Genomic DNA, 21660 nt, shown 5'->3' on the forward strand with positions numbered 1-21660 from the left:
CGCGGCTCTGGACAGGGGGCGCGCCTTGGCACCGCCGGTGCGGTGCTGACCGCTGGCCGGTGCGGCGTCGGGGGAACAGTCGGGCGGGATGCGTGTTGATCCTTTGAACACAGGAGCATTGTCATTCTGGCCCTTGGTGATCATCTGCCTGCCACCGCTGCTGTTCTGGACTGGGTGGCCCTCGCGATTGAACTGTTTTCAATCGCGATTTTCGTTCTGGGTGTCCTGCGGTTTTCAGGCTGGTTCTTTTCCGGCGAAGCCCTGCGTCGCGATGCGCATGAACGCAGCCATCAGCTCAACCGGGGGCGGCTGGCGCTGGGGCGGCACATTCTGGCCGGGCTGGACGTGTTGATCGTGGCCGACCTGATCCGCACCGTGCTGCACCTGAATGTGGACACGATCCTGCTGCTGGGCGGGCTGGTGCTGATCCGGTCGCTGATCTCCTTCGTGCTTGAACATGAAATGCGGGCGCTGGAAAAGGAATGATTGCGATGGGCTGCGGCTGGCCCTCCGGCCCGCGCCGGTTGCGCCGCATAAACATTAATGTTTCATGAATATCAAAGGCCAAGCCCTTGATTTCAAACATATCCCACCCCTGTAACACAGGGGGAAGCCGCCACAGGCCCCCTCACGCCCCCCGGTTCAGCCGGTGGAACAGATGGGTAAAGGTGGCCGCCCCCAGCACCGGGATCAACAGGTTGATCAGCGGCACCGACAAGGGGGCCGCCATCAGCACCCCCGCCAGCCAGACCTTGCCCCGGTGCCGCTTGCGCAGGGCCTTCGCCCCCTCCCGCCCCAGCCGCCGCATGGCCACCAGCGTGAAATATTCCCGCCCCAGCAGCAGCCCGTTGACCGCCCAGAACACCACCGGAATGAACGGCCCGGCAAAGGCATAAAGGATCAGCGCCAGCGCATTGACCGCGATCAGCAGGGCAAAGAAATTCGCCGCATCCACCAGCGCGTCGCCCAAGGGGATGCGCGGCGCGGGTGGCAGCGCGGGATAATGCCGGTCCTCCACCGCCTGCGCCACGTCTTCCAGAAACAGCCCGGTAAAGGCCGAAGCCACCGGCATCATCAGAAACACCGACAACCCGATCATCAGCAGCGCCGAGCCCCAGGACAACAGCGTATCCAGCCCCTCTACCGGGCCGACAAAGGGAATGGCCACGCTGTCAGGCACCACCATCTGGATCAGCGCCAGAAATCCGGCATAGACCGCCACCAGCAGCGCCAGCGACAACAGCACCCCCAGCACCATCACCCTGCGAAAGCGCGGGTCGGACAGCTGCCGCAGCGCCTTGAGAAAATCCCCGATGATCATCTGAAGGTGTCATCCTCATCGGCCCAGCTGACCAGACGCGACAGATCGGGGCGCGGGCGGTCCGGCCCCATCGGTCCGGGGGTGGCGATGTGGATGATGCCTGCCACCGTTTCCTGTGCTGTGCAGCCAAAGGCCTCTGCCCGGAAGGCGGCGTCATGCGACGGCCAGCCCGACAGCCAGCACGCGCCCCAGCCGGCGGCCGTGGCGGCATGGACGATGTTCATGCACAAGGCCCCCGCCGACAGCAGCTGTTCGGCCAGCGGCACCTTTTCGGCGGGTTTGGGCGATGAGATCACCACCACCGCCAGCTGCCCGCGATCGAACTGGCCCCGGCCTTTTTCGACCATCTGCGCGTCGCCGCCAAGCGCAAGCGCCCGCGCCTCGGCCAGATCGGCCAGCCGCGCCATGGCGGCACGGTCCAGTACGATCATCCGCCAGGGTTCCAGCTTGCCATGATCGGGCACGCGGGCGGCAAGGGTCAGGATCTGCAGGACCGCGTCGCGGTCAGGCACCGGGGCGGTAAAGGTCTTGGCCCCTGGTGAGCGGCGGGTGGCCAGATACGCGAGCACGGCAGGGTTCGGGTCAGGCATTGGGCGCTCCGGTCTTTGGTCGGGTGCAAGCTATGCGGTGGCGCGGCGGAATTCCAGTGCCCGCGGGCAGGTTGCATCGGGCGCGCGGCTGGGTCAGGGTCGTGGCAGACGGGGGGGGGACATGATCAAAGGCGCATGGAGCCATCTGGCCCTGGCAGGGGCCGAGATCCGGGTCCGGGTGACGCCGCGCGCCCGGCAGCCGGGCGTGACCCATACGGATGAAGGCTTCCGCATCAGCGTGACCGCACCGGCGGATGAGGGGCGTGCCAATGCTGCGGTCGTGGAGGCGCTGGCCCATGCTTTGGGCGTGGCGAAAATACGGCTTACCCTTGTGCGCGGGGCCACGGCGCGCGACAAGACATTCCGGCTTGATTGACCCGATCCCGAAAGGCCCGCCCATGTCTCAGCTTCCCGCGCTTCTGGCCATTCTTCTGGGCGGTATCGCCATTGCGGTGCAGGCCCCGCTGAACGGGGCCCTGGGCAAAACCCTTGGGGCGACGCTGCCAGCCGCGGCGGTGTCTTTTGCCGTCGGTTTCATCGCCCTGCTGGCGCTGAGCTATGCAACGGTCAGCCATCCCTTTGCCAGGCTGGGCAGCGTGCCGCTGTGGCAATGGGCGGGGGGGTTGCTGGGGGCGTATTACGTCTGGTCGGTGATTTCGGGCGTGCCGACGCTGGGGGTGGTGACCGCGATGGCGGCGCTTATTCTGGGGCAGATGGCGGGGGCGCTGGTGCTTGATGCCATCGGGGCCTTTGGGGTGCCGGTACAGCCGATCAGTCTGACCCGGGTGCTGGCGGTTTGCCTCGTGGCGGCGGGGGTCGTTTTGTCGCGGCTTTAGGCGGTGGTTGATGGTTTGGCGGGCCGTTCCAGCCGGTAGCTGCCTTCGGGCAGGTCAAGCGCCGCCGCCAGATCGGCCAGTTGCCCCATCGACAGGGTCACCCGAACGACATCGCCCGTCAGGGGGTCTTGCTGTTCCAGCACCACGCATTCCTCGAAGGCAAGGATGGTGACATCCTCTTCCAGACCCTCGGACCCTTCGTCGATCAGGGTGATCACCGTCGCGTCGAAATCGTGTTCAATGGTAAACATGGCATCAGAGTAGCGCCGCTGCCTTGGCAAGCGCAATATCATATTCTGCGGGGCAGGTGACACCCCCGGCGAGGCCAAGATCTGGCTGCAGAGGCCCCGACCCGTGCAACTTGGCGTGAAGGGTGATGCGGGGCCTTTTGTCTGCCGGGGCACCTGCTATCTTGCCAGACAATCAAAAGAAAAACTCCGACAATAATCCGTGAGGCGGCAGATGGTCTTTCAACGCATCGCAATGATGGTGGCTTTCGCGGGTATGTTGGCCGCCTGCCAGCCTGTGGCCTATCCGGCCAATGGTCCGGCGATGCCGCCCTTGCCCTTGCCGGCGGGGTCGGCCCCCTTTCCGGGCGACCGGTTGACCGAAGAGCAGGCCGCGCGCAATTTCGTGGCCGTGGTGGCGCGCGTGGAACCGGTGGCCGAAGCGATGTGCCGTGAGCGCAACCCGCGCAGCAATTGCGATTTCCAGATTGTGGTGGATGACCGCCCCGATCAGCCCCCCAATGCGTTTCAGACGCTGGACCGCTCGGGCCGGCCGATCATCGGCTTTACGCTGGCGCTGATCGCCGATGCGCGCAATGCCGATGAGATTGCCTTTGTCGTGGGGCATGAGGCGGCGCATCATGTGGCGGGGCATATTCCGCAGGTGCAGCGGACTGCCACCACCGGGGCCGTGCTGGCCGGGGTGCTGGCGCAGGCCTCGGGCGCCACACCCGAGGCCGTGCGGGCCGCGCAGCAGATGGGGGCCACGATGGGCGCGCGGACCTATGCGCGCGATTTTGAACTGGAGGCCGATGCGCTGGGGGCCGAAATCGCGTTTCGTGCCGGGTTCGATCCGGTCCGGGGCTCGGCCTTCTTTGCCCGTCTGCCGGACCCGGGCGACCAGTTCCTTGGCTCTCACCCGCCCAACGCGCAACGGCAGGAGATCGTGCGCCGGGTCGCTGCGGGGTTGCGTTAACGGACGCCTGAGCTTGCACCCATGCCGGCTTTGTGTGCACTCATGCGGGTGCGGGCGGCAGGAGGGCAGGGGCTGATGATTGCGACACGTTTCATGTTCGAGCTGCGCAAGGGGTTGCGCAAGCTGTGGGTGCGGACGTCGTTCTTCGGCGTGGCAGGGATTGCCGTTGTTGCCATAACACCGTTGGTGTCGCCCTTCCTGCCTGACTGGCTGGCCGATATCGAGGCCGCCGATGCGATCGAAAGCATCCTGAGCATCCTTGCCTCCAGCATGCTGGCGGTGACCACCTTTTCGGTGTCGATCATGCTGACGGCCTATGGGGCGGCGTCGGGGTCGGGCACTCCGCGCGCGGTGACGCTGCTGAAGGAAGACACCACGTCGCAGATGGTATTGGCCACGTTTCTGGGGTCGTTCCTGTTTTCGCTGTTCGCTCTGATCGGCATCCGCAGCGGTGTCTTCGACGCCGCCGGTCGGGTGGTGCTGTTCTTTGCCACCATGTGGGTGGTGCTGGCAGTGGTGCTGGCGCTGGTGCGCTGGATCACGCATCTGACCGATTTTGGCCGGTTGATCGACACGGTGGACCGTGTCGAGGTCGCCGCGATGCAATCCATGAAGTCACGGATCGCGCAGCCGTTTCTGGGCGGCGTGCCGGCAGGCCCGGCAGAGCAAGACTGGATCGCGGTCTATCCCGAAGGCTCGGGCTATTTGTGCCATGTCGATATGCCGGCCCTGCAAACGCTGGCCGAGACAGTGGGCGGAGATCAGCCCCTGATAAGGCTTGATGTTCTGCCGGGCAGCTTTGTCTATCGCAAACGGGTGCTGGCGTGGCTGTCGCCGCGGGTGCTGGCGGGGCCGGACAGGGAGGCCTGTCTGGAGACCGCGCAACATGCGTTCACCATCGCCAAGGCCCGGACCTTTGACCAAGACCCACGCTTTGGCCTGTCGGTCCTGTCCGAGATTGCCGAACGGGCGCTATCGCCGGCGGTGAATGACCCCGGCACGGCGTTGGATGTGCTGGGCCGGCAGTTCCGCGTGCTGGAGCAGTGGAGCGCGCGCGACGTGGACCCGGAGCCGGAGTTTGCGCTGATTGCGGTGCCAGGGCTGGCGATGCAGGATCTGCTGGAAGACGCCTTTGCCGGCATTGCGCGCGACGGGGCAGGGGTGATTTCGGTGCAGCTGCGCCTGCAGAAGATGCTTGCTGCTTTGGTGGACAGCGCGCCGGAGGCTTTTGCCGAGGCGGCCCTGCATCTGTCTGACCGGGCGCTGGCCGAGGCGCGCGGCGGGTCGCTCTACCCCGAGGATCTGCGCCGCATCGAACAGCTGAACGCCGATCTCTATGCGTCGCGGCCCGCGCGGGGCAGGCGATGATCCAGCTTGAGGCTGTGGTCAGTGACCGGGGCTCGCGCTATGCGGTGTCGGGCGGGGCGGTGGACGGGCGCGACGGGGTGGAGCGCTTTCTGCGTGATCTGAAGCGGCAAAAGAAATATGCCAGGGCCACGCACAACAGTTGGGCCGCGATCCTGAGCGACGAGGGGCCTCTGCGGCAGGATGACGGCGAATCCGGCGCGGGCGCGGTGATCCTGAAGATGCTGGAGCGCGAAGGCCTGACCGATTGCATTGTGGTGGTGACGCGCTGGTATGGCGGCGTGCATCTGGGCGGCGACCGCTTTGCCCATGTGGTCACCTGTGTGCGCGCCTTTCTGGAGGCGTGGCGCAAGGCAGGCTAGCGCTGCCTGCGACGATGCGCGCGGTAGAGCAGCGGGGCAAGGATATGATCATAGAGCCGCTCGGCCCCCCACTGCACACCGGGCAGGCCCGTCACCCACGCCAGCCAGCGCAGGTGCGGCATCTGCTGCCACAGCGCGCGGAAGGCCGCCAGACCGGAGAGCACCTGCCCTTGGTGCCAGACATGCAAGCGGCGGGCCGCCTGATCCGGGGTCAGCCCCCAGTCTGACGCCTGCTCCAGGGTGTCAAAGCGGATCGGCAGGCCGTCGCGCAGCGCGCGGCGCTGATAGGCGGTGATCTCGGCCCGGCAGATCGGGCAGGTCTGGTTGTAAAGCACGCGGGTCTGGTCATCCATGAAATGCAAGATAGCACTTGGTGCGGCCACGGACAGTGTGACAGCCGCGCGCAGGGGCCGCGCACAGGGGCCGGGCGCGCTGGGGGACGCGCCCGGGCTTTGGCGTCAGGCGCTTTTGCGCGCCGGTTGCGCCGGTGCAAGCTCTGCGGTCAAGGTCAGAACCTGTCGCACGGCCTCGGCCGCTTCGGTCCCTTTTTTCACGAAATGCTCGGCAAAGAAGGCGGTCAGCACATCGGCGGGCTGGTAGTTGTGCGGGGTCAGCGACACCGAGAACACCGGAACGCCGGTGGTCATCTGCGCCTGCATCAGCCCGTCAATCACGGCACCGGCCACGAAATCATGCCGGTAGATCCCGCCATCGACCACAAAGGCGATGGCAACAACGGCATCATAGCGCCCGGTTTCCGCCAGCTTTTTCGCCAGCAGCGGCATTTCGAACGCGCCGGGCACGTCGAACGTGTCCACATCTGTCTGGGGCAAAAGGGTGGCGGCGGTGGCGACGAAACTGTCATGGGCGCGGTCGACGATATCGGCATGCCAGCGGGCACGGATCACGGCGACACGGGCCGGGGCGGTGTAGGGAGTGGGGTTGGTCATTATGGAACCTTTGCGTTGCTGCGTCAGGCCCCAGAGCATCAAACGGCACTGGCCGCCGGGGAGGCGGACACAGACCATTCTCTTTCATCCGGACTATACCGTCGGCCCCGGAGTTTCACCGGATCTGCTGACCCAAGTGCCCCACAGGGGGCGCAAGGCGCTCGCGGGCTTTACCGCCGGTGGGGAATTGCGCCCCGCCCTGAGAACACCCGTTTGCTACGGCTTTCGGCAGGACAGGGCAAGACAGGTTTTTGCGCAGCACCTGTGCAGAAACGGGTTACCCCAGCGCATAGCCCGCGCCGCGCACCGTGCGCAGCGGGTCTTCACCGCCATTTTGCATCAAGGACTTGCGCAACCGGCCGATGTGCACATCCACCGTCCGGCTGTCGACATAGATGTCGCGGCCCCAGACCCTGTCCAGCAATTGCTCGCGTGACCAGACCCGGCCCGGCTTTTCCATGAAGGTGGAGAGCAGGCGGAACTCGGTCGGGCCCAGTTTCAGCACCGAATTGCCCCGGTAGACCCGGTGGGTTTCCGGGTCCAGCCTGATGTCATCCCATTCCAGCACCACGCCGATGGTGGACGGGCGCACGCGGCGCAATTGAACCCGGGCGCGGGCCATCAGTTCCAGCACCGAATAGGGTTTGATCACATAGTCATCGGCCCCGGTTTCCAGACCCCGTATCCTGTCCACCTCTTCGGCACGCGCCGAAAGCATGATGATCGGGATGGATCGGGTCTCGGGCCGGATCTTCAGCCGGCGGCAGACCTCGATCCCCGACAGTTCCGGCATCATCCAATCCAGGATGATGATATCGGGCGTGTCTTCGTCGACCATCATCAGCGCGTCTTCGCCATTGGCGGCCTGCACGACACGAAAGCCTTCGGCCTCCAGATTATAGGCCAGGACTTCGCGCTGTGCGGGCTCGTCTTCGACCAGCAACACAACGGGTTGAGAGGTATGAGCCATCAGCTGCCTCAGATCGTGGTCGTGGCGGAATCAGCCAGTGAGGTGAAATCGCTTTTGGGCCTGTCGTCATCGGGAAGCTTGCCGTTGACCAGATACAGCACCTGTTCGGCAATGCCCGTCGCATGATCACCGACCCGTTCGATGTTCTTGGCGATGAAATGCAGATGCATGCAGGCGGTGATGTTGCGCGGGTCTTCCATCATATGGGTCAGGAATTCGCGGAACACCGAATTGTACATCTGGTCTACTTCGGCATCGCGCTTGCGCACATCCTCGGCCAATGTCGCATCCCGCGTGACATAGGCGTCCAGCGCATCTTTCAGCAATCCGACCACCGAGCGCGCCATGCGCGAAATCGACCCGGATGATCCGTTGACCGGACGCATCTGGTTCAGCACCAGCGAGCGCTTGGCCAGGTTCTTGGCATAATCGCCCGAGCGTTCGAGCGAGCCCACGATCCGCATCACCGTCAGGACGGTGCGCAGATCGGTGGCGGTGGGTGAGCGCAGGGCGATGATGCGCGCGCATTCGGTGTGGATCAGGTCTTCCAACTCGTCGATGACCCGGTCACCAGCGCGGACCTGGGCCGCCAGGGCTTCGTCGCGGGTTTCCAGCGCCTGTGCGGCCTGCAGCAGGGCGTGTTCGACAAGCCCCCCCATTTTCATGACAAGCGCCTGAACGCTTTCAAGGTCGCGGTCAAACGCCGTGTGGATGTGCGGTTCCATACTCATCATTCCTCAGCCGATCCGGCCACTGATATAGCTTTCGGTGCGGGGATCTTTGGGCGAGGTGAAGATCTGCCCGGTTTCCCCGTATTCGACCAAATTTCCAAGGTGGAAAAACGCGGTGCGCTGGCTCACACGTGCGGCCTGCTGCATCGAATGGGTGACGATCACCACGGAAAACTGGCTGCGCAATTCGTCGATCAGTTCTTCGACCTGCGCGGTGGCGATCGGGTCCAGCGCAGAACAGGGTTCGTCCATCAACAGCACTTCGGGCGAGGTGGCGATGGCGCGCGCGATGCACAGGCGCTGCTGCTGCCCCCCCGAAAGCCCGGTGCCCGGAGCGGCCAGACGATCCTTGACCTCGTTCCACAGTGCGGCCTTGCGCAGGCAGGATTCGACGATTCCGTCCAGTTCATCCTTGCTGCTGCTCAGCCCGTGGATCTTGGGGCCGTAGGCCACATTGTCATAGATCGACTTCGGGAAAGGGTTCGGTTTTTGGAACACCATGCCGACCTTTGCGCGCAGCTGGACCGGGTCCACGCTGCGGTCATAGATATTCTCGCCGTCGAGCAGGATTTCCCCGGCGATCCGGGCCGAGGCCACGGTGTCGTTCATCCGGTTCAGACAGCGCAGGAAGGTGGATTTGCCGCAACCCGACGGCCCGATGAAGGCGGTCACGGTGTGGTCCAGAATATCGACATCGACATCCTTCAAAGCATGCGTGGTACCGTAATGCACCTGAACCCCGCGCGCCGTGATCTTGTTCTTGTGGTCGGACACGACCCTCTCCTCAAGCTGAATGTCTTTCATGGCGTCCCGCCTTTCCTTCGTCTGCGCACCACGCAAGCGTGAGGCGACTCGTTGCAGGTGCAATACCGCAGCCGCATGACGGTCGTGCATCGGTTTTGTAACATGATCATGACATGGCGCGCGATGGGTTTGCCCCTTTCGGTCGCGCGGGCTCTGGCCCTTTATGCGCCAGAGCGATAGCCTTTGCCGAAGACGAGCCCGCGAAAGGCAGGATATGGACAGGCAAATGACAGCGCGGGCACTGTTGGCCGGTATGGGCATTGCGGCAGGTTTGGGGCTGTATGGTCTGTCACAGCTGGCAGAGGCCGGCAGCCTTGCCGGATTGCCCCTGTTGGCGGCGGCGAGCTTTGTGCTTTGCTTTTTTACCGCCCTCATGCTGATGACCGGCCCGCTTGGCGCCGCGCGGGCCGCCCTTGGCGCGCTGCTGATTGCCGTGGGGGTAACCGTCCTGTCGGGCAGTGCCGCTCTGGGCTTTGTCCGGGCCGAGGATGTGCTGGACAGCCCGCATGTGGTGCTGGGCTGCATGATCCTGACCTTGCTTCCCCTGCCGTTCTGGATCGCGCTGCAGCGGGGGGACTGGCAGAATTATGCGGTCTTGTTTGGGGAAAGCTGGGCCATTGTGGTCCGTGTTCTTGCGGCTTGGGCCTTTGTCGGGCTGGTCTGGGCGATCATCCTGTTGTCGGATGCGCTGCTCAAAGGGGTGGGGATCACCCTGATCGACCAGATGGTGGATCTGGGCCCGACCAGCTGGCTGATCACCGGGGGGGCCTTGGGGCTTGGGCTGGCGGTGGTGCTGGACCTGTCGGATGTCGTCAGCCCCAGCCTGATCCTGCGGTTTTTGCGATTGCTGCTCCCGGTGGTGTTCGTGGTGTCGGGCGTGTTTCTGGTGGCCCTGCCGGTCAGGGGCGTCTCTGGCCTCTTCGGGGGGTGGTCTTTTGCCATGACGCTGCTTGCCATGGCTGGAGCGGCGACCGTTCTGGTGACGGTGGTGGTGGATCAGGACGATGCACAGGCCGCGCGCGGCCGGGTCCTGACCGGGATGGCTCGGGCCATGGCACTGATGCTGCCGGTGATGGCGGGGCTGGGGGCCTGGGCGGTCTGGGTGCGGGTGGCGCAATATGGCTGGACGCCCGAGCGGGTGTTTGCCGCACAGACCGCTGCGCTTGCGCTTGGCTATGGCGGGCTTTACGCCTTGGCGGTGCTGCGCGGGGCAGGGTGGATGGCGCGGGTTAGGCGGGCCAATGTGGGCATGGCTTTGGCGCTGATGGGTCTGGCCCTGTTGGCGCTGACCCCGGTGCTGAGCGCCGAGCGATTGTCCGCGCGCAGCCTCATGGCGCGGCTGGACGACGGGCGCTTGTCGGTCACAGAGCTTGACCCCACAGTGCTGGACCGCTGGGGCGTTCCGGGGGCGCGGGCACGCGACGTGCTGGAGGCACGGGCGGCAGAACCGGGGCAGGAGGATCTGGCCCGGCGGCTGGCTCTGGTGGCCCCGAAGGGCGGCGCCGCTGACCGCGATGCGGTGCTGGGTGCTTTGGTCGGGTTGTTGCCGCTGCAGCCCGAGGGGGCCGCAGCCACGCGTGACATGTATCTGGGCGCGTTGGACGACTACCGGCTGACGGCGTTGCACGAAAGCTGCACCCGCCAGATGCCCGGTGGTGGCGCGGGCTGTGTGATGGTGGTGGCCGATCTTGTCCCCGGTCTGCCCGGCGAAGAGGCGCTGCTGCTGGATTATGGTCCGGGTGGCTTTGTGCAGTTCACCGGCTTTCGCAACGACCCGGTCTTGGGGCCGACGATCCGCGACGTGATACCGGCAGAAGGGGTCCTGCCCCAGTACGAAGAGGGCGTGGCCTTGATCCGCGCCTGGCAGGCTGCCCCGCCCGCAACCCTACCGCTGGCCTTGAACCAGGTGGCCGTTCCGGGCGGAGGCGGGCTTATTCTGGCCCCTTAATCGGTGCGGGCTGAGGGCAAAGATTTGTTAACCTCTGTGACTTAGCCTTGCGACGGTTTCAGGATAAACAGGGGCGCACCAGTGTACGGGCTGATCAATCGTGCTCTGGAAAACTTCCTCAAGGAGCGCCATGGCGCGGCGCTGTGGCAGCGGGTGGTTCAGCGGGCGCAATCACCCTTCGATGGGTTCGAGCCGTTGTTGACCTACGATGCCGCCCTGACCGATGCCTTGGTCACTGCCGCGGCTGACCTGCTTGGCCAGACCCGCGAAACCGTGCTGGAAGACCTCGGCACCGAACTGGTGTCGCACCGCGACCGGGACGGGTTGCGGCGGCTGTTGCGGTTCGGCGGGGTCAGCTTTCGTGATTTCCTGCATTCGCTGGAGGAATTGCCGGATCGTGCGCGGTTGGCGCTGCCCTATCTCGAATTGCCGGCGCTTGCCCTGCAAGATCACGGGGCGGGGCGGTTTACCCTGCGGGCGCTGCCTTATGTCACGGGCGCGGGCTATATTCTGATGGGTTTGCTGCGGGCAATGGCAGATGACTATGGCGCGCTGGTCGTGCTGGACCTGGCCCCTTCGGTGGCGGGGGTTGATGTGATCCAGATCCATGTGCTGGACGAAGCCTTTGCCGAAGGCCGGCCGTTTGATCTGGCGGCGGGCACGGTATGACATATGGCTGATCGGTGCAAACCGGCTGCAAGCCCTTGCGTCGCCCCGGTTGCCTTGGGGACTGCGGCGATGGACCGGCTGATGCCGATGCATCTGCATCTGTCGGCCATTGGCAGCATCACGGCCCGTGGCCCGACGCTGGCCAAGATTGCAGCCGGGCTGGAACTGATTGGCCGGGATTTCTTTGACCTGTTCGAGGTGCGTCGGCCGGGCGGTGTCAGCTGCATGGCCGACCTTTTGGCGCGACAGGGGCAACGACTGCATCTGTGCCTGCGCCACGCGGGGGCGGAGTTTCGCGGCCTGGCAATGACGGATGCAGCCGATGGGATCGTGCTCAACCTGTCTTTCGGGATTGGCGTGGTCGATGCGGTCCGGACCCACAGCCTGACCGATGCCGATTTCGCGGCCACCGACCTGACGGTCGAGCTGCTGTATCTGGTGGAGGTGAAGCGCGCGGTGATGGGCGAGTTGCAGCGGCTGAATCTCCGGCTGCAAGGGGCCAAGTCGCAGGCAGAAGAGCTGGCGATGACCGACACGCTGACCGGATTGCGCAACCGCCGCGCGCTGGATCTTGCCCTCGCGCGGACGGTTGCCTCTGACAACCCCTTTGCGTTGCTCCGTCTGGATCTGGATCATTTCAAGGCGGTGAACGACAGGCTGGGCCATGCCGCCGGTGATCATGTCTTGCGGGTGGTTGCCAAGGTGCTGGCAAATGAAACGCGTGCGGACGATCTGGTTGCCAGGGTGGGGGGGGATGAATTTGTCATCCTGCTGCCACGCCTGACAAATCTGACCCGCGTGACATGGGTGGCAGACCGGATCATCGCGGGCGTGGCGCAACCGATCCTGTTTGATGGCCAGATCTGCCAGATCGGGGCCAGTGCGGGGGTGACGGTGTCGACACTTTACGGCATGTGCAACGCTCAGGTGATGCTGAACGATGCGGACCGGGCGCTTTACGCGGCCAAACGGGCCGGGCGCGGGCGTGTCATGACCTTCTCGCCCGATCTGGCGCTTGACTAGGGAACTGCGCCGGTCAGCCGGACGTTCTTTCGCCATAAGGGGGGCCAAGTCCGGCTGCCCGCATGTCGAAAGGACCACCTATGTCTGAAGCACTGAAAGCTGTTCCCGGATCTGACAAGATCGACACCGGAATCACCGGCGTGACGGCCATCGCCAAGGGGCTGAGCGATTCCCTTGCCGACACTTATCGGCTTTTGTTCAAAACCCATGCCGTGCACTGGAATGTCGAGGGCCCGATGTTCCATTCGATTCACGTGCTGACCGAAGCCCAGTACAACAACCTGTTCAAGGCGGCTGACGATCTGGCAGAGCGCATTCGTGCCCTTGGACGGATTGCTCCGTTCCAGATGTCTGAAATCACCCGCATGTCTTGCGTGAAAGACCCGGCCAAACTGGGATCGGCGCAAGAGATGGTTGAAGATCTGGCAAGCGACCACGAAGCGGTGGTGCGCCGGATGCGCGATGTGATCGAGCAGGCCGAAAAGGGGCAGGATGTGGCAACCGCCGATCTGCTGACCGCCCGCTGCGCCTTTCACGAAAAAGCGGCATGGATGCTGCGCGCGACGGCAAAGTAAGCCTGACGCCAACCTGCCCTTTCCAAGTAAAAGGCCCCGGATTTCTCCGGGGCCTTTCTTCAGTTTGATCGCGGTAGATCTTACTTCAGACGTGCAACGACGCCATCGGCAAAGGCTGCGATCAGAGCATTGTAATATTCCGGCGTATCGCTGAACGCGCCTTCCAGGACCGTGCCATCAGCGGCAAAGGCCTGTGCATTGAGCGCCGAGACCGTCAACTCGTAATTGTCGGATTTCGGACCATCGGTTTCATTGACCACATTGACCATGCCGACCATCACGGCGTCTTCGACACCAAGCTGGCTTTGGAACGAATTGGCAAGCGACAGCTCATCAATGTCGATGAGGATCTTCGATCCTTCTTCACCGGTGCGGTCAACCAGGCGCGCCAGAATGGCATTTTCCAGATCGCCAGCGGCGTTGGTCCAATAGGCTGCTGCCTCGGCATTGGTGATTGCGGTGATGTCGGCCTCGACGGACACTTCTTCGATCAGGGTGACATCCTGAGCAAAAGCGGCATTTGCGAGGAAGACGGCGGTGGTCGTCATAAGAATTTTGCGGAACATGAGCAGATCCTTTCAGGCAATGAATGCGCAGCCAATTACCTGCGCTTGATTGACAAACGCGCGTTTGATCAAAAGGTTCCCCAAGGTTTGCATGGTGCAAAAAAAACGCCTGCCACAGCGGGCAGGCGTTTGGTTGTTGGTGCAGGTCTTGCGCCGCTCTCGCCTCACGCTCAGGCGTGCAGGGTCTCGGTCGATGAGAAGAACATCGCCTGGCTCACGGCGGAGCGGACCTGTTCTTCCGAGAACGGTTTGGTGATCAGGAATGCCGGCTCTGGTTTGTCTCCGGTCAGCAACCGCTCGGGGAAGGCGGTGATGAAGATGACCGGAATATCGTCAAACTGCGCAAGGATATCGTTCACGGCATCAATGCCCGAGGAATCATCGGCCAGTTGAATGTCCGACAGGATCAGATCGGGCCGTTCGCGGGCTGCCAGCTCCACGGCCTCGCGGCGGGTGCGCGCAACGCCGGTGACCTTGTGACCGATCTGGCCAACGATATCGACGATATCCATGGCAATGATTGCCTCATCCTCGATCACCATGACCTTGCCGGTCACCGATGCTTCCATCTCGCGAATCGCCGCATCCAGCAGGACCTGCACATCGCTTTCGTCTTGCGCCATGATTTCGGCGATTGCAGGCCGGTCAAACCCTTCGATCGCATGCAGCAACAAGGCTTCGCGCGAGTTTGGCGTCAGCCCCGCCATATGGACCTGCGCCCGTTTCGCCAGAATATCGTCATCGGTATCCAGCGGGGCACCTGCACTGGCCCAGACCCGGTGAAAGCAGTGAAACAGGCCAATCCTTGGCGATGTTGCTTCGCGCACCGGAGTATCTTCGATCAGGATGCTTTCCAGCGTGGCAGCCGCGTAGCGATCACCACTGTCCTGGCTGCCGGTGAGGGCACGGGCATAGCGGCGCAGAAAGGGAAGGTCGGCCGCAATTGCCGAAGTCAGATCGAAGGTCGCAGAGGCATTCATTATTTTCTCCCCAGTTTCGTTTTCTACGGAACCAAACGCACTGGCTTCGCGTTCGGTTCCATGAATAAATGCGGGATTCAGTAGCACAGCATGATGATGGAACATATGGCAGGTGACAACCAGAAGTCCAGTTTGCGCAAGGACATCGACGAAAACCTGAAACGTGTCTATGAAGATGCGTTGAAAGAGGAAGTGCCGGATCGGTTCAAGCAGTTGCTTGAGCAGTTGAAGGCCAAGGAGTCAAAAAAATGACTTCCGTTCCCGTCGCTCAGGCTGACCCGCGTGACGAAATGGCGAACCACATCCCGTCATTGCGCGCTTTTGCAATCTCGCTGACCCGCAATGTAAGCGAGGCGGATGATCTTGTGCAGGAAACGATCCTGAAGGCATGGTCGAACATCGAAAAGTTCACCGTTGGCACCGATCTGCGGGCCTGGCTGTTTACCATCCTGCGCAACACCTTCTTTTCGTCCAAGCGCAAGACTCGCCGCGAAGTGCAGGACACCGACGGTGTCCACGCGGCGACCATGTTCGAAAAACCGCATCACGACGGGCGGCTTGCCTTTACCGATTTCAGTCACGCTTTTGACAAGCTGTCGCCGGAACACCGGGAGGTTCTGATCCTTGTGGGGGCCAATGGCTATTCCTATGAAGAGGCGGCGCAGATGATGGGGGTCGCGATCGGCACAGCGAAAAGCCGTGCCAACCGGGCGCGGGCAAAGCTGTGTGATCTTCTCGGTCTGGCCGAAGGTGAGGATATCCTGGCGGAACAATCCGGCGCGACCCTTGCCGTGATGGGCCGGTCAGGATTTCAGGCCGCATGACAGCCAGACGTGTCGCCGTGCGGCGGCGGTTTTCAGGGCTAGGCTTCCGCCTGATGGCGGTGATGGGTGTGGCCCTTCTGCCGCTTGCCATCCTGAGCTATGTTCAGGGTCTGAAAACCGCGCAGCTTGCCGAGGCACGGGTGACCAATGTGATCCGGGGGGAAACCCTGATGGCGGCCAATCCGCTGATCGCCGAAATTGTCAAGGCGCAGACCAAGACCGCCACATTGTCGGTGGTGCTGCCTTCGGTGCTGCAAGGGGATGAAGAGTCCAATCTGGCTGCCTGTCGCAACATCATGGACAGGATTGTCGAAGCGGATATCGGTCTCATCACTTTTGCCGGATATGTCGATCGAGATGGTCAGATGCGTTGTGGTGCCCGGAACGAACAGCGCGATCTGGCGGGTACGGAGGCCATGGCGCAGCTGATGACCGACCCTGGCCCCAAGATTGCCGTGAACCCCTATGGTCCGGTGTCGCGTGAATCGGTGCTGATCGTGTCGCATCCGGTTCGTGACCGTTTTGGCGAGCTGACAGGTTTCGCCTTTGTGTCTTTGCCCCATGTCGCGCTGGATCGGCGCATTCAGATTCAGGCAGCGGATGAGAAACAGCCGCTGTCGCTGATTACCTTTGATGCCAAGGGCGAATTGCTGACGTCTTCGGTCGGAATGGAGGAGGCGCGCAACGACCTGCCGGCCAACCGGACGCTGGAAAATCTGGCCCAGGGCAACGGCCGGAGCTTTGTAGCCAACACGGTTTCGGGCGAGCGGCGGGCCTTTGCGCTGGTACCGTTGCAGGCGGGGACGCTCTATCTGCTGGGCTCTTGGCCTGCGGACCGGCTGAACCGGACAATTTTCGAAGGGGCGTTTCCGGCCTTTCTGTTCCCGATGATGATGTGGGCGGCAAGTTTGCTGGTGGCCTTGCTGGCGTCGGAGAGCCAGGTGCTGCGGCATGTGCGGCAGTTGCGCGACCGGATCACCGCCTTCGCCGCCGGTGAGCGGCAGTTGCCGCGCCTGAACATGGCCGGGGCTGCGCTGGAGTTGCGGTCGGTCGGGCGGGCCTATGAGCGGATGACCGAGGCGGTGGTGCGCAATGAAGCGGATCTGGAAAACACCATTCACCAAAAGGAAGTGCTGCTGCGCGAAGTTCACCACCGCGTGAAGAACAACCTGCAACTTATTGCCTCCATTCTGAATATGCAGTTGCGGGGTGCCCGTACCAACGAGGCGAAAGAGGCGATGCGTACGGTTCAGGACCGGGTGATCAGTCTGGCGACCGTGCACCGCGAGTTGTATCAGACCAGCGGGCTGACCGATGTGCGCGCCGACGAGTTGTTGCCGCGTATCGCCACCGATCTGCTGCGGATCGGCTCGGCCCCGGGACGTCGCTTTACACTGGAAGCGCAGGTGGATGATATCCGCTTGACGCCGGATCAAGCGGTGCCTTTGGCGCTGTTCCTGACCGAGGGCATGGCAAATGTGATCAAGCACTCTCCCGTAGGGCCTACCGGCAAGGCGGAGGTAAGGCTGACGCTAGAGCGGTTGGAAAGCCGCATTGCCCGGTTTACCCTGAGCAATAGCCTGAAGCCGTCCGGAGAGGCAGACACCGGTTTCCCGCAAGGGGATGGCACAGACGGCTTTGGAACCCAGTTGTTGACGGCTTTCTCTCAGCAATTGAGCGGCAAGATAACCCGCACCCAGAGCGAAGATCGCTATGTGCTGAGCGTCGATTTTCCCATGCGTCCCCTGTCAGAAGCGGAAGAGCGGGTCGCTCCGAAAGTGGCTGCCCATCCGCAAGCGGATGATGAGGATGACCTGTCCTGATCCGGGGCGGGTGGTGATACCGGAACAATGGGCGACCCAATGCGCGACGACGGCACATCCGGGGGCGAGGCCCCGCAGATTTTTATCACGGCGGCAGAGGCCTATCCGGCTCTTGAGCGCGCCTTTCTGAACGCAGAATCCGAGATCATCGGCAGTTTTCTGGTGTTTGACCCAGAGACCCGCCTGCGCTCGCCCGAGGGGCTGGCGGTGGGAGAGCGGTGGTTTGACCTGATCGTGCACTGCCTGCAGCGGGGGGTGCGCATCACGCTGACCCTGTCGGATTTTGACCCGATCGCCCGCGCGGTGATGCATCGCGGCACATGGCGCAGCCTGCGGCTGTTGCAGGCGGCGGCGGAAGTGGCTGGCCCCGGGGCCGCGCCGCTGAGCGCGAGGGCCGCGCGGCATCCGGCGGAAACGGGGTCGGTGCCAAGGTTCCTTATTTCCCCCATGATCATGGCGCGGGTCTGGAAAAGCACACGCTGGTTGAACCGGCAGTCAGCGCCCATCCGCGCGACAGCTTTGCGTGACATGCCGGGGGCGCGGGCCTTGATGGTGGTGCGGGATGATGGAACCGTGCGGCCCCGGCTCTGGCCCCTGCCACGTCTGTTTCCGGGGACGCATCATCAGAAGATTGCGGTGTTCGACCGCAAGACGCTGTATGTCGGCGGGCTGGATCTGAACGAACGGCGCTATGATGATCACGATCATGAACAGGCGGCAGAGCAGACCTGGCATGATGTGCAGGCCCTGGTGCATGGCCCCGTGGCTGCCGACGCGGCCCGGCACCTGAAGGTCTTTCAGGCGGTGACGGCGGGGCAGGTGGCTCCGATCGATACCGGCGATCTGCTGGTGACACTGTCACGGCAACGGCATGTGCCGCTGGTGCGGTTTGGACCCAAACCCGTGGTCCAGGGGATTTACAAGGCGCATTGCGCTGCCATCGCGCGGGCGCGCGGTCTGATCTATCTGGAGAGCCAGTATTTCCGCGACGGTGCCCTGACCCGGGCGCTGTGCCGCGCGGCGGAGCGGCAACCGGATCTGAGCCTGATCCTGATGCTGCCCGGCGCGCCCGAAGAACTGGCCTTTGATGGGCACGATGGCATTGATTCCCAATTTGGCGAATGGCATCAGGCCCGGTGCTTGCGGCACCTGCAGCGGGCGTTCGGCAAGCGTCTGTTCATCGGCAGTGCGGCCCAGCAAAGGCGGGAACGCCCGCGGCAGAAAGATGGCCGTGATCTGCTGGCCAAGGCTCCGCTGATCTATATTCATGCCAAGGTATCGGTGTTTGACCATCTGGCAATCATCTCCTCGGCCAACCTGAACGGTCGCTCGATGCGGTGGGATACCGAGGCCGGGGTGGCCTTCACCCGACCCGAGATGGTGGAAGAGATCCGCAGGCGTTGCATGGCCCACTGGTTGCCGCCAAACACCGGCGCGGCGTTTCAGAATCCAGAGACGGCCGTCGCCGCCTGGCGGGGGCTGGCGCTGTCAAATGCAGCGCGTGCGCCCGAGGATCGTCAGGGCTTTGTGCTGCCCTATGATATCAGGGCGGCGGAAAAATTCGGCACTGCTGTGCCTTTCCTGCCGCCCGAGATGGTCTGAACCAAAAAAGACCCATGGCCGGGGCCATGGGTCAGGTTGGGGTGCCTTGAGGAGGCAGGGGGAGAGAGAAAGCTTATCAGCCTGCGCGGCCGCGGGTCAGCTTGTCGGCCAGCTTTTGGGTTGCGCTGCGGCGACTGCGGGTCTGCGCGCTGACGCGCTTTGCCGCACCGTTAAGCTTGTTCGCTGCGCGGCGTGACGTTTTGCGCACCGACTCTTCGACATCCTCGGCCACGTCTTCGACAGCTTCGGCAGCGTGGCGACCGGTGTCGCGGGCCTTGTCCCGCGCCCCTTCCAGGATGTCGGTCAGATCGGACACCATGGCCAGCGCGGCCTCGGTCCCGCGGGCGCGCATCGCGCTTGCGGCCTCACCCAATGCCCGACCGGCGGCGCTGCGCTCGGCATCGAAGGTTTTGCGGGCCTTGATCAGCAGGGACTCGGCAGAGTCTGCCAGCGACTCCCCATCGCGCCGATTGGCCTGCAGGGCGGTGGCCAGCGCCGCGCCAAGGGCCACGGCAACCGCCGCAGAGGCCACCGGGTGCCGGCGCAGGATATTGCGGTCATCCGCGGAGTCGACCAGATGTTCGACCTGATCCTCCACAGCTTCCGCACCGGAGGCAAACGCGGCATAGGCCCGTTCGCGGGCGGCGATGATCCGGTCAGCGGCATCCGCGCTCATGTCCGAAAGGCCATGGGCAAAGGCCGAGGCCAGATCTGCCGCCAGATCTGCGGTGACGGTGGCCTTTTCACGGGCAAATTCTGCCGCATCAGTGCCCCGGTCTGACAGGTCTTCATACAGGGCGGTCAAACGGTCGCGCGCCGCCTCGCGGGCCTCATCGGCACGGGCCTGCCAGTCTTCCAAGGTATCCGCCACCCGATCGGTCAGGCTTTCATCACGACGGCCGCCAAAGGTCAGCCAGGCCAGCCCGGCCCCGACCAGGACCGTTGCCAAAGGATAGCTCCGCAGGGCGCGTGCAGCGGCACCAGCCAGCACGGTCTGACCCAAGGGGCCGGTCGCAAGGCCGATCAGATCATCGGCGGCGGTGTCGCGCAGGTCGCGGCGTCCGGTCAGCCGGCCCGACAAGCGGCCAATGGCCGCGCGCAATGCGTCTTCTGTCGCGCGTGCTTCATCATACAGCGCCTCGGATTTACGGGAGCGTGCCATGTCAGTCTCCTATTCAAATTATGTCAGGGGCGGGTGGTCGGCAAACTGTCGCCACTGCCCGCGAGGGAGGTCAGGGGAAGCGTCGCTTTGCGCAGGCAAGAGCGCGCAACACTTATGAAAATCAGCGCCAGGGCGGCGCAGATGACGGCAGCGGTCAGAACCGCCTGGACGGGTGTAAGGCCAAGCAGCGCCAGCCCCAGCAACCCCGCCTGCACCAGAAGGACCATCACCATCACCACCAGGATCAGTGCCAGTACCAACAGGATCACCGCCGTCGCGACAGATGAGATCCGCGCCCTCAACTCTGCCTTTGCCAAGGCAAATCGCAAGGCTATGGCCCGTCGTCCCAGCATCAACAAATCCATAAGCGGGACAATCAGGCCTTCGAGTCCGGAACGCAGCATTGGATCTTCCTGTCAGTGGTGGGTCAATCGGCGCGCGTCAGACCCGTCTTGTCGCGGATCGCGGCCCCATGATCAGCCACAGGATGAACCCGATGATCGGCAGGAACAAGATCAGCAAGGTCCAGAGCACCTTTTTTCCGGTACTGGCAGAAGAGCCGATCACAGAAATGATGGCCCAGAGATCAAGGGCCAGAATCAGAAGTCCGCCAAAACCTGATAATTCAAACATGCTCAGTTCATTCATTCTGCTTATCCTTTGCGGATCGTCCGAAGTCTGTTGCGACCCGCCACGGGCGTGCCGGTCTGCAACGGTGTGATCATGCAACGCCGAAACGGCCACCTGGTTCCGTTGAAATATCGCCCCAGCGCGGAATATGCGAAGCACGGCGATTTTCATGCTGTTTTCATGCTGTCGGCCAGCAGTCCGGTTGATCGGCTTATAAAAAGTGGGGCGTAATCCCCCTGCAACGACCGCCACGGTTCCGCCCTTCTATGCGTAATGGTGTAGGGTGGATTTTAAGATGAAGGGGAACCCGACTTCCGCCGCCACGTTGATTTGCCATGAAAGCGCTGCGGCGCATTGACCTGAACTTGAACCTGGACTTGAGCCAGAACATGAAAGGAGATCACCATGCTTGGTTGGGCATTGACGTTTCTGGTCGTGGCGCTGATTGCGGCGGCCTTGGGTTTTGGCGGAATTGCGGGCGCTTCGGCGTCGATTGCACAAATCCTCTTCTTCGTTTTTATCGTCTTGTTCGTTGTGGCCATGATTGCACGTGCGGTGCGCGGTAAGCCCCCAGTTTAAGCGTATCACCTGCAAGCTTGATCACACGGAAAGGCCGTCCTTCGGGGCGGCCTTTTTTTGATGGCGGGGCAGTTTTTAAAATGGAAAGCTCAAATAAAAAGCCGGACCCTTCCAGTCCGCTTGCCGAAAAGGGCGCGCAGATCCGAG

General features: G+C 63.3%; 28 protein-coding genes and 1 riboswitch. Of the genes, 15 read left to right on the top strand and 13 right to left on the bottom strand.

Annotated features, from left to right (window positions below):
* Positions 1–174: 174 nt before the first annotated feature.
* Positions 175–486 carry a DUF1622 domain-containing protein gene (locus CXR43_RS05555; RefSeq protein WP_168219756.1) on the top strand — a complete coding sequence of 104 codons (312 nt, stop codon included), beginning with the start codon at positions 175–177 and terminating at the stop codon, positions 484–486.
* Positions 487–628: 142 nt separating this feature from the next.
* Here CXR43_RS05555 and CXR43_RS05560 read toward each other — a convergent pair whose 3' ends face one another.
* Both CXR43_RS05560 and CXR43_RS05565 read right to left on the bottom strand, forming a co-directional pair.
* Positions 629–1318, bottom strand: coding sequence for an EI24 domain-containing protein (locus CXR43_RS05560; RefSeq protein WP_210402081.1), 690 nt, complete (start codon positions 1316–1318; stop codon positions 629–631).
* Positions 1318–1911 carry a nitroreductase family protein gene (locus CXR43_RS05565; RefSeq protein WP_103333076.1) on the bottom strand — a complete coding sequence of 198 codons (594 nt, stop codon included), beginning with the start codon at positions 1909–1911 and terminating at the stop codon, positions 1318–1320. Before CXR43_RS05565 ends, CXR43_RS05560 begins: the two co-directional genes overlap by 1 nt.
* A gap of 121 nt (positions 1912–2032) precedes the next feature.
* Here CXR43_RS05565 and CXR43_RS05570 point away from each other — a divergent pair, with 121 nt between their 5' ends.
* Both CXR43_RS05570 and CXR43_RS05575 read left to right on the top strand, forming a co-directional pair.
* Positions 2033–2287: a DUF167 domain-containing protein gene (locus CXR43_RS05570; protein WP_103333077.1), complete on the top strand. Its 255-nt coding sequence runs from the start codon at positions 2033–2035 to the stop codon at positions 2285–2287.
* A gap of 22 nt (positions 2288–2309) precedes the next feature.
* Entirely contained in the window at positions 2310–2747 is a 438-nt protein-coding gene (locus CXR43_RS05575) for a DMT family transporter (protein ID WP_103333078.1), read from the top strand.
* On the opposite strand, the gene CXR43_RS05580 is transcribed toward CXR43_RS05575, so the two are convergent.
* Positions 2744–2998, bottom strand: a complete 255-nt coding sequence (locus CXR43_RS05580) for a DUF8831 family protein (RefSeq protein ID WP_103333079.1) — start codon at positions 2996–2998, stop codon at positions 2744–2746. The genes CXR43_RS05575 and CXR43_RS05580 overlap by 4 nt on opposite strands.
* 211 nt (positions 2999–3209) lie before the next feature.
* Here CXR43_RS05580 and CXR43_RS05585 point away from each other — a divergent pair, with 211 nt between their 5' ends.
* The 3 genes from CXR43_RS05585 to CXR43_RS05595 all read left to right on the top strand — a co-directional run bounded on the left by CXR43_RS05585 (position 3210) and on the right by CXR43_RS05595 (position 5677).
* Positions 3210–3950 (top strand): M48 family metallopeptidase, encoded by a 741-nt coding sequence (locus CXR43_RS05585; RefSeq protein ID WP_168219757.1) that lies wholly within the window; start codon positions 3210–3212, stop codon positions 3948–3950.
* Positions 3951–4025: 75 nt separating this feature from the next.
* Positions 4026–5318 (top strand): DUF2254 domain-containing protein, encoded by a 1293-nt coding sequence (locus CXR43_RS05590; protein WP_168219758.1) that lies wholly within the window; start codon positions 4026–4028, stop codon positions 5316–5318.
* Complete coding sequence (locus CXR43_RS05595) at positions 5315–5677, top strand: YigZ family protein (protein WP_103333081.1); 363 nt, start codon at positions 5315–5317, stop codon at positions 5675–5677. The genes CXR43_RS05590 and CXR43_RS05595 overlap by 4 nt, the downstream gene beginning before the upstream one ends.
* Here CXR43_RS05595 and CXR43_RS05600 read toward each other — a convergent pair.
* The 5 genes from CXR43_RS05600 to pstB form a co-directional block, all read right to left on the bottom strand.
* Positions 5674–6030 (bottom strand): thiol-disulfide oxidoreductase DCC family protein, encoded by a 357-nt coding sequence (locus CXR43_RS05600; RefSeq protein WP_103333082.1) that lies wholly within the window; start codon positions 6028–6030, stop codon positions 5674–5676. The genes CXR43_RS05595 and CXR43_RS05600 overlap by 4 nt on opposite strands.
* A gap of 105 nt (positions 6031–6135) precedes the next feature.
* Positions 6136–6627, bottom strand: a complete 492-nt coding sequence (locus CXR43_RS05605) for a 6,7-dimethyl-8-ribityllumazine synthase (protein WP_103333083.1) — start codon at positions 6625–6627, stop codon at positions 6136–6138.
* Between the two features lie 72 nt (positions 6628–6699).
* Positions 6700–6838: riboswitch (FMN riboswitch) on the bottom strand.
* A gap of 66 nt (positions 6839–6904) precedes the next feature.
* The gene (gene phoB, locus CXR43_RS05610; protein WP_103333084.1) at positions 6905–7597 is read right to left on the bottom strand and encodes a phosphate regulon transcriptional regulator PhoB; all 693 of its coding nucleotides are present in this window, start codon (positions 7595–7597) and stop codon (positions 6905–6907) included.
* 8 nt (positions 7598–7605) lie between these two features.
* The gene (phoU, locus tag CXR43_RS05615) at positions 7606–8328 is read right to left on the bottom strand and encodes a phosphate signaling complex protein PhoU (protein ID WP_103334042.1); all 723 of its coding nucleotides are present in this window, start codon (positions 8326–8328) and stop codon (positions 7606–7608) included.
* 6 nt (positions 8329–8334) lie between these two features.
* Positions 8335–9132 (bottom strand): phosphate ABC transporter ATP-binding protein PstB, encoded by a 798-nt coding sequence (gene pstB / locus CXR43_RS05620; protein WP_103333085.1) that lies wholly within the window; start codon positions 9130–9132, stop codon positions 8335–8337.
* Between the two features lie 226 nt (positions 9133–9358).
* On the opposite strand from pstB, the gene CXR43_RS18165 reads away from it, so the two are divergent.
* The 4 genes from CXR43_RS18165 to CXR43_RS05640 all read left to right on the top strand — a co-directional run bounded on the left by CXR43_RS18165 (position 9359) and on the right by CXR43_RS05640 (position 13347).
* Positions 9359–11080, top strand: a complete 1722-nt coding sequence (locus CXR43_RS18165) for a DUF4153 domain-containing protein (RefSeq protein ID WP_168219759.1) — start codon at positions 9359–9361, stop codon at positions 11078–11080.
* Positions 11081–11161: 81 nt separating this feature from the next.
* Positions 11162–11749: a heme NO-binding domain-containing protein gene (locus CXR43_RS05630; protein WP_103333087.1), complete on the top strand. Its 588-nt coding sequence runs from the start codon at positions 11162–11164 to the stop codon at positions 11747–11749.
* Positions 11750–11818: 69 nt separating this feature from the next.
* Positions 11819–12772, top strand: a complete 954-nt coding sequence (locus CXR43_RS05635; RefSeq protein WP_246831288.1) for a GGDEF domain-containing protein — start codon at positions 11819–11821, stop codon at positions 12770–12772.
* A gap of 80 nt (positions 12773–12852) precedes the next feature.
* A complete protein-coding gene (locus CXR43_RS05640; protein ID WP_103333089.1) occupies positions 12853–13347 on the top strand; it encodes a Dps family protein in 495 nt (164 codons plus the stop codon).
* Between the two features lie 80 nt (positions 13348–13427).
* Here CXR43_RS05640 and CXR43_RS05645 read toward each other — a convergent pair whose 3' ends face one another.
* On the bottom strand, positions 13428–13913 hold the full coding sequence (locus CXR43_RS05645; protein ID WP_103333090.1) for a hypothetical protein: 486 nt from the start codon (positions 13911–13913) through the stop codon (positions 13428–13430).
* A 170-nt stretch (positions 13914–14083) separates the two neighbouring features.
* Positions 14084–14893 (bottom strand): response regulator, encoded by an 810-nt coding sequence (locus tag CXR43_RS05650; protein ID WP_103333091.1) that lies wholly within the window; start codon positions 14891–14893, stop codon positions 14084–14086.
* Between the two features lie 105 nt (positions 14894–14998).
* Between CXR43_RS05650 and CXR43_RS05655 the strand changes: the two genes are divergently transcribed.
* The 4 genes from CXR43_RS05655 to CXR43_RS05670 are packed head-to-tail and all read left to right on the top strand — an operon-like array spanning position 14999 to position 19142.
* A complete protein-coding gene (locus tag CXR43_RS05655) occupies positions 14999–15145 on the top strand; it encodes a NepR family anti-sigma factor (RefSeq protein WP_103334043.1) in 147 nt (48 codons plus the stop codon).
* On the top strand, positions 15142–15717 hold the full coding sequence (locus CXR43_RS05660) for an RNA polymerase sigma factor (protein WP_103333092.1): 576 nt from the start codon (positions 15142–15144) through the stop codon (positions 15715–15717). The genes CXR43_RS05655 and CXR43_RS05660 overlap by 4 nt, the downstream gene beginning before the upstream one ends.
* A complete protein-coding gene (locus tag CXR43_RS05665; protein ID WP_103333093.1) occupies positions 15714–17540 on the top strand; it encodes a sensor histidine kinase in 1827 nt (608 codons plus the stop codon). Before CXR43_RS05660 ends, CXR43_RS05665 begins: the two co-directional genes overlap by 4 nt.
* Positions 17541–17579: 39 nt before the next feature.
* Positions 17580–19142: a phospholipase D family protein gene (locus CXR43_RS05670; protein WP_246831289.1), complete on the top strand. Its 1563-nt coding sequence runs from the start codon at positions 17580–17582 to the stop codon at positions 19140–19142.
* Positions 19143–19218: 76 nt separating this feature from the next.
* On the opposite strand, the gene CXR43_RS05675 is transcribed toward CXR43_RS05670, so the two are convergent.
* From CXR43_RS05675 to CXR43_RS05685, 3 genes are read right to left on the bottom strand one after another with little or no spacing between them, the layout of a single operon-like run.
* Positions 19219–20304, bottom strand: coding sequence for a hypothetical protein (locus CXR43_RS05675; RefSeq protein WP_103333095.1), 1086 nt, complete (start codon positions 20302–20304; stop codon positions 19219–19221).
* Between the two features lie 23 nt (positions 20305–20327).
* Positions 20328–20708: a phage holin family protein gene (locus CXR43_RS05680; protein ID WP_103333096.1), complete on the bottom strand. Its 381-nt coding sequence runs from the start codon at positions 20706–20708 to the stop codon at positions 20328–20330.
* Positions 20709–20745: 37 nt separating this feature from the next.
* Entirely contained in the window at positions 20746–20937 is a 192-nt protein-coding gene (locus CXR43_RS05685) for a PLD nuclease N-terminal domain-containing protein (protein ID WP_103334044.1), read from the bottom strand.
* Positions 20938–21339: 402 nt separating this feature from the next.
* On the opposite strand from CXR43_RS05685, the gene CXR43_RS05690 reads away from it, so the two are divergent.
* Complete coding sequence (locus tag CXR43_RS05690; protein WP_103333097.1) at positions 21340–21513, top strand: DUF1328 domain-containing protein; 174 nt, start codon at positions 21340–21342, stop codon at positions 21511–21513.
* Positions 21514–21660: the final 147 nt, after the last annotated feature.

It is taken from the genome of Pseudotabrizicola formosa (assembly GCF_002900965.1).
Taxonomy (GTDB): Bacteria; Pseudomonadota; Alphaproteobacteria; order Rhodobacterales; family Rhodobacteraceae; genus Pseudotabrizicola; species Pseudotabrizicola formosa.

Excerpts from the sequence above, each read along its gene's own strand:
- pstB (WP_103333085.1), bottom strand. The coding sequence starts at position 9,132 with ATGAAAGACATTCAGCTTGAGGAGAGGGTCGTGTCCGACCACAAGAAC.
- CXR43_RS05575 (WP_103333078.1), top strand. The coding sequence starts at position 2,310 with ATGTCTCAGCTTCCCGCGCTTCTGGCCATTCTTCTGGGCGGTATCGCC.
- CXR43_RS05650 (WP_103333091.1), bottom strand. The coding sequence starts at position 14,893 with ATGAATGCCTCTGCGACCTTCGATCTGACTTCGGCAATTGCGGCCGAC.
- CXR43_RS05660 (WP_103333092.1), top strand. The coding sequence starts at position 15,142 with ATGACTTCCGTTCCCGTCGCTCAGGCTGACCCGCGTGACGAAATGGCG.
- CXR43_RS05570 (WP_103333077.1), top strand. The coding sequence starts at position 2,033 with ATGATCAAAGGCGCATGGAGCCATCTGGCCCTGGCAGGGGCCGAGATC.
- phoU (WP_103334042.1), bottom strand. The coding sequence starts at position 8,328 with ATGAGTATGGAACCGCACATCCACACGGCGTTTGACCGCGACCTTGAA.
- CXR43_RS05600 (WP_103333082.1), bottom strand. The coding sequence starts at position 6,030 with ATGGATGACCAGACCCGCGTGCTTTACAACCAGACCTGCCCGATCTGC.
- CXR43_RS05595 (WP_103333081.1), top strand. The coding sequence starts at position 5,315 with ATGATCCAGCTTGAGGCTGTGGTCAGTGACCGGGGCTCGCGCTATGCG.
- CXR43_RS05655 (WP_103334043.1), top strand. The coding sequence starts at position 14,999 with ATGGCAGGTGACAACCAGAAGTCCAGTTTGCGCAAGGACATCGACGAA.
- CXR43_RS05590 (WP_168219758.1), top strand. The coding sequence starts at position 4,026 with ATGATTGCGACACGTTTCATGTTCGAGCTGCGCAAGGGGTTGCGCAAG.
- phoB (WP_103333084.1), bottom strand. The coding sequence starts at position 7,597 with ATGGCTCATACCTCTCAACCCGTTGTGTTGCTGGTCGAAGACGAGCCC.
- CXR43_RS05565 (WP_103333076.1), bottom strand. The coding sequence starts at position 1,911 with ATGCCTGACCCGAACCCTGCCGTGCTCGCGTATCTGGCCACCCGCCGC.
- CXR43_RS05685 (WP_103334044.1), bottom strand. The coding sequence starts at position 20,937 with ATGTTTGAATTATCAGGTTTTGGCGGACTTCTGATTCTGGCCCTTGAT.
- CXR43_RS05680 (WP_103333096.1), bottom strand. The coding sequence starts at position 20,708 with ATGCTGCGTTCCGGACTCGAAGGCCTGATTGTCCCGCTTATGGATTTG.
- CXR43_RS05585 (WP_168219757.1), top strand. The coding sequence starts at position 3,210 with ATGGTCTTTCAACGCATCGCAATGATGGTGGCTTTCGCGGGTATGTTG.
- CXR43_RS05645 (WP_103333090.1), bottom strand. The coding sequence starts at position 13,913 with ATGTTCCGCAAAATTCTTATGACGACCACCGCCGTCTTCCTCGCAAAT.
- CXR43_RS05690 (WP_103333097.1), top strand. The coding sequence starts at position 21,340 with ATGCTTGGTTGGGCATTGACGTTTCTGGTCGTGGCGCTGATTGCGGCG.
- CXR43_RS05580 (WP_103333079.1), bottom strand. The coding sequence starts at position 2,998 with ATGTTTACCATTGAACACGATTTCGACGCGACGGTGATCACCCTGATC.
- CXR43_RS05635 (WP_246831288.1), top strand. The coding sequence starts at position 11,819 with ATGGACCGGCTGATGCCGATGCATCTGCATCTGTCGGCCATTGGCAGC.
- CXR43_RS05640 (WP_103333089.1), top strand. The coding sequence starts at position 12,853 with ATGTCTGAAGCACTGAAAGCTGTTCCCGGATCTGACAAGATCGACACC.
- CXR43_RS05675 (WP_103333095.1), bottom strand. The coding sequence starts at position 20,304 with ATGGCACGCTCCCGTAAATCCGAGGCGCTGTATGATGAAGCACGCGCG.
- CXR43_RS05670 (WP_246831289.1), top strand. The coding sequence starts at position 17,580 with ATGCGCGACGACGGCACATCCGGGGGCGAGGCCCCGCAGATTTTTATC.
- CXR43_RS05605 (WP_103333083.1), bottom strand. The coding sequence starts at position 6,627 with ATGACCAACCCCACTCCCTACACCGCCCCGGCCCGTGTCGCCGTGATC.
- CXR43_RS05665 (WP_103333093.1), top strand. The coding sequence starts at position 15,714 with ATGACAGCCAGACGTGTCGCCGTGCGGCGGCGGTTTTCAGGGCTAGGC.
- CXR43_RS18165 (WP_168219759.1), top strand. The coding sequence starts at position 9,359 with ATGACAGCGCGGGCACTGTTGGCCGGTATGGGCATTGCGGCAGGTTTG.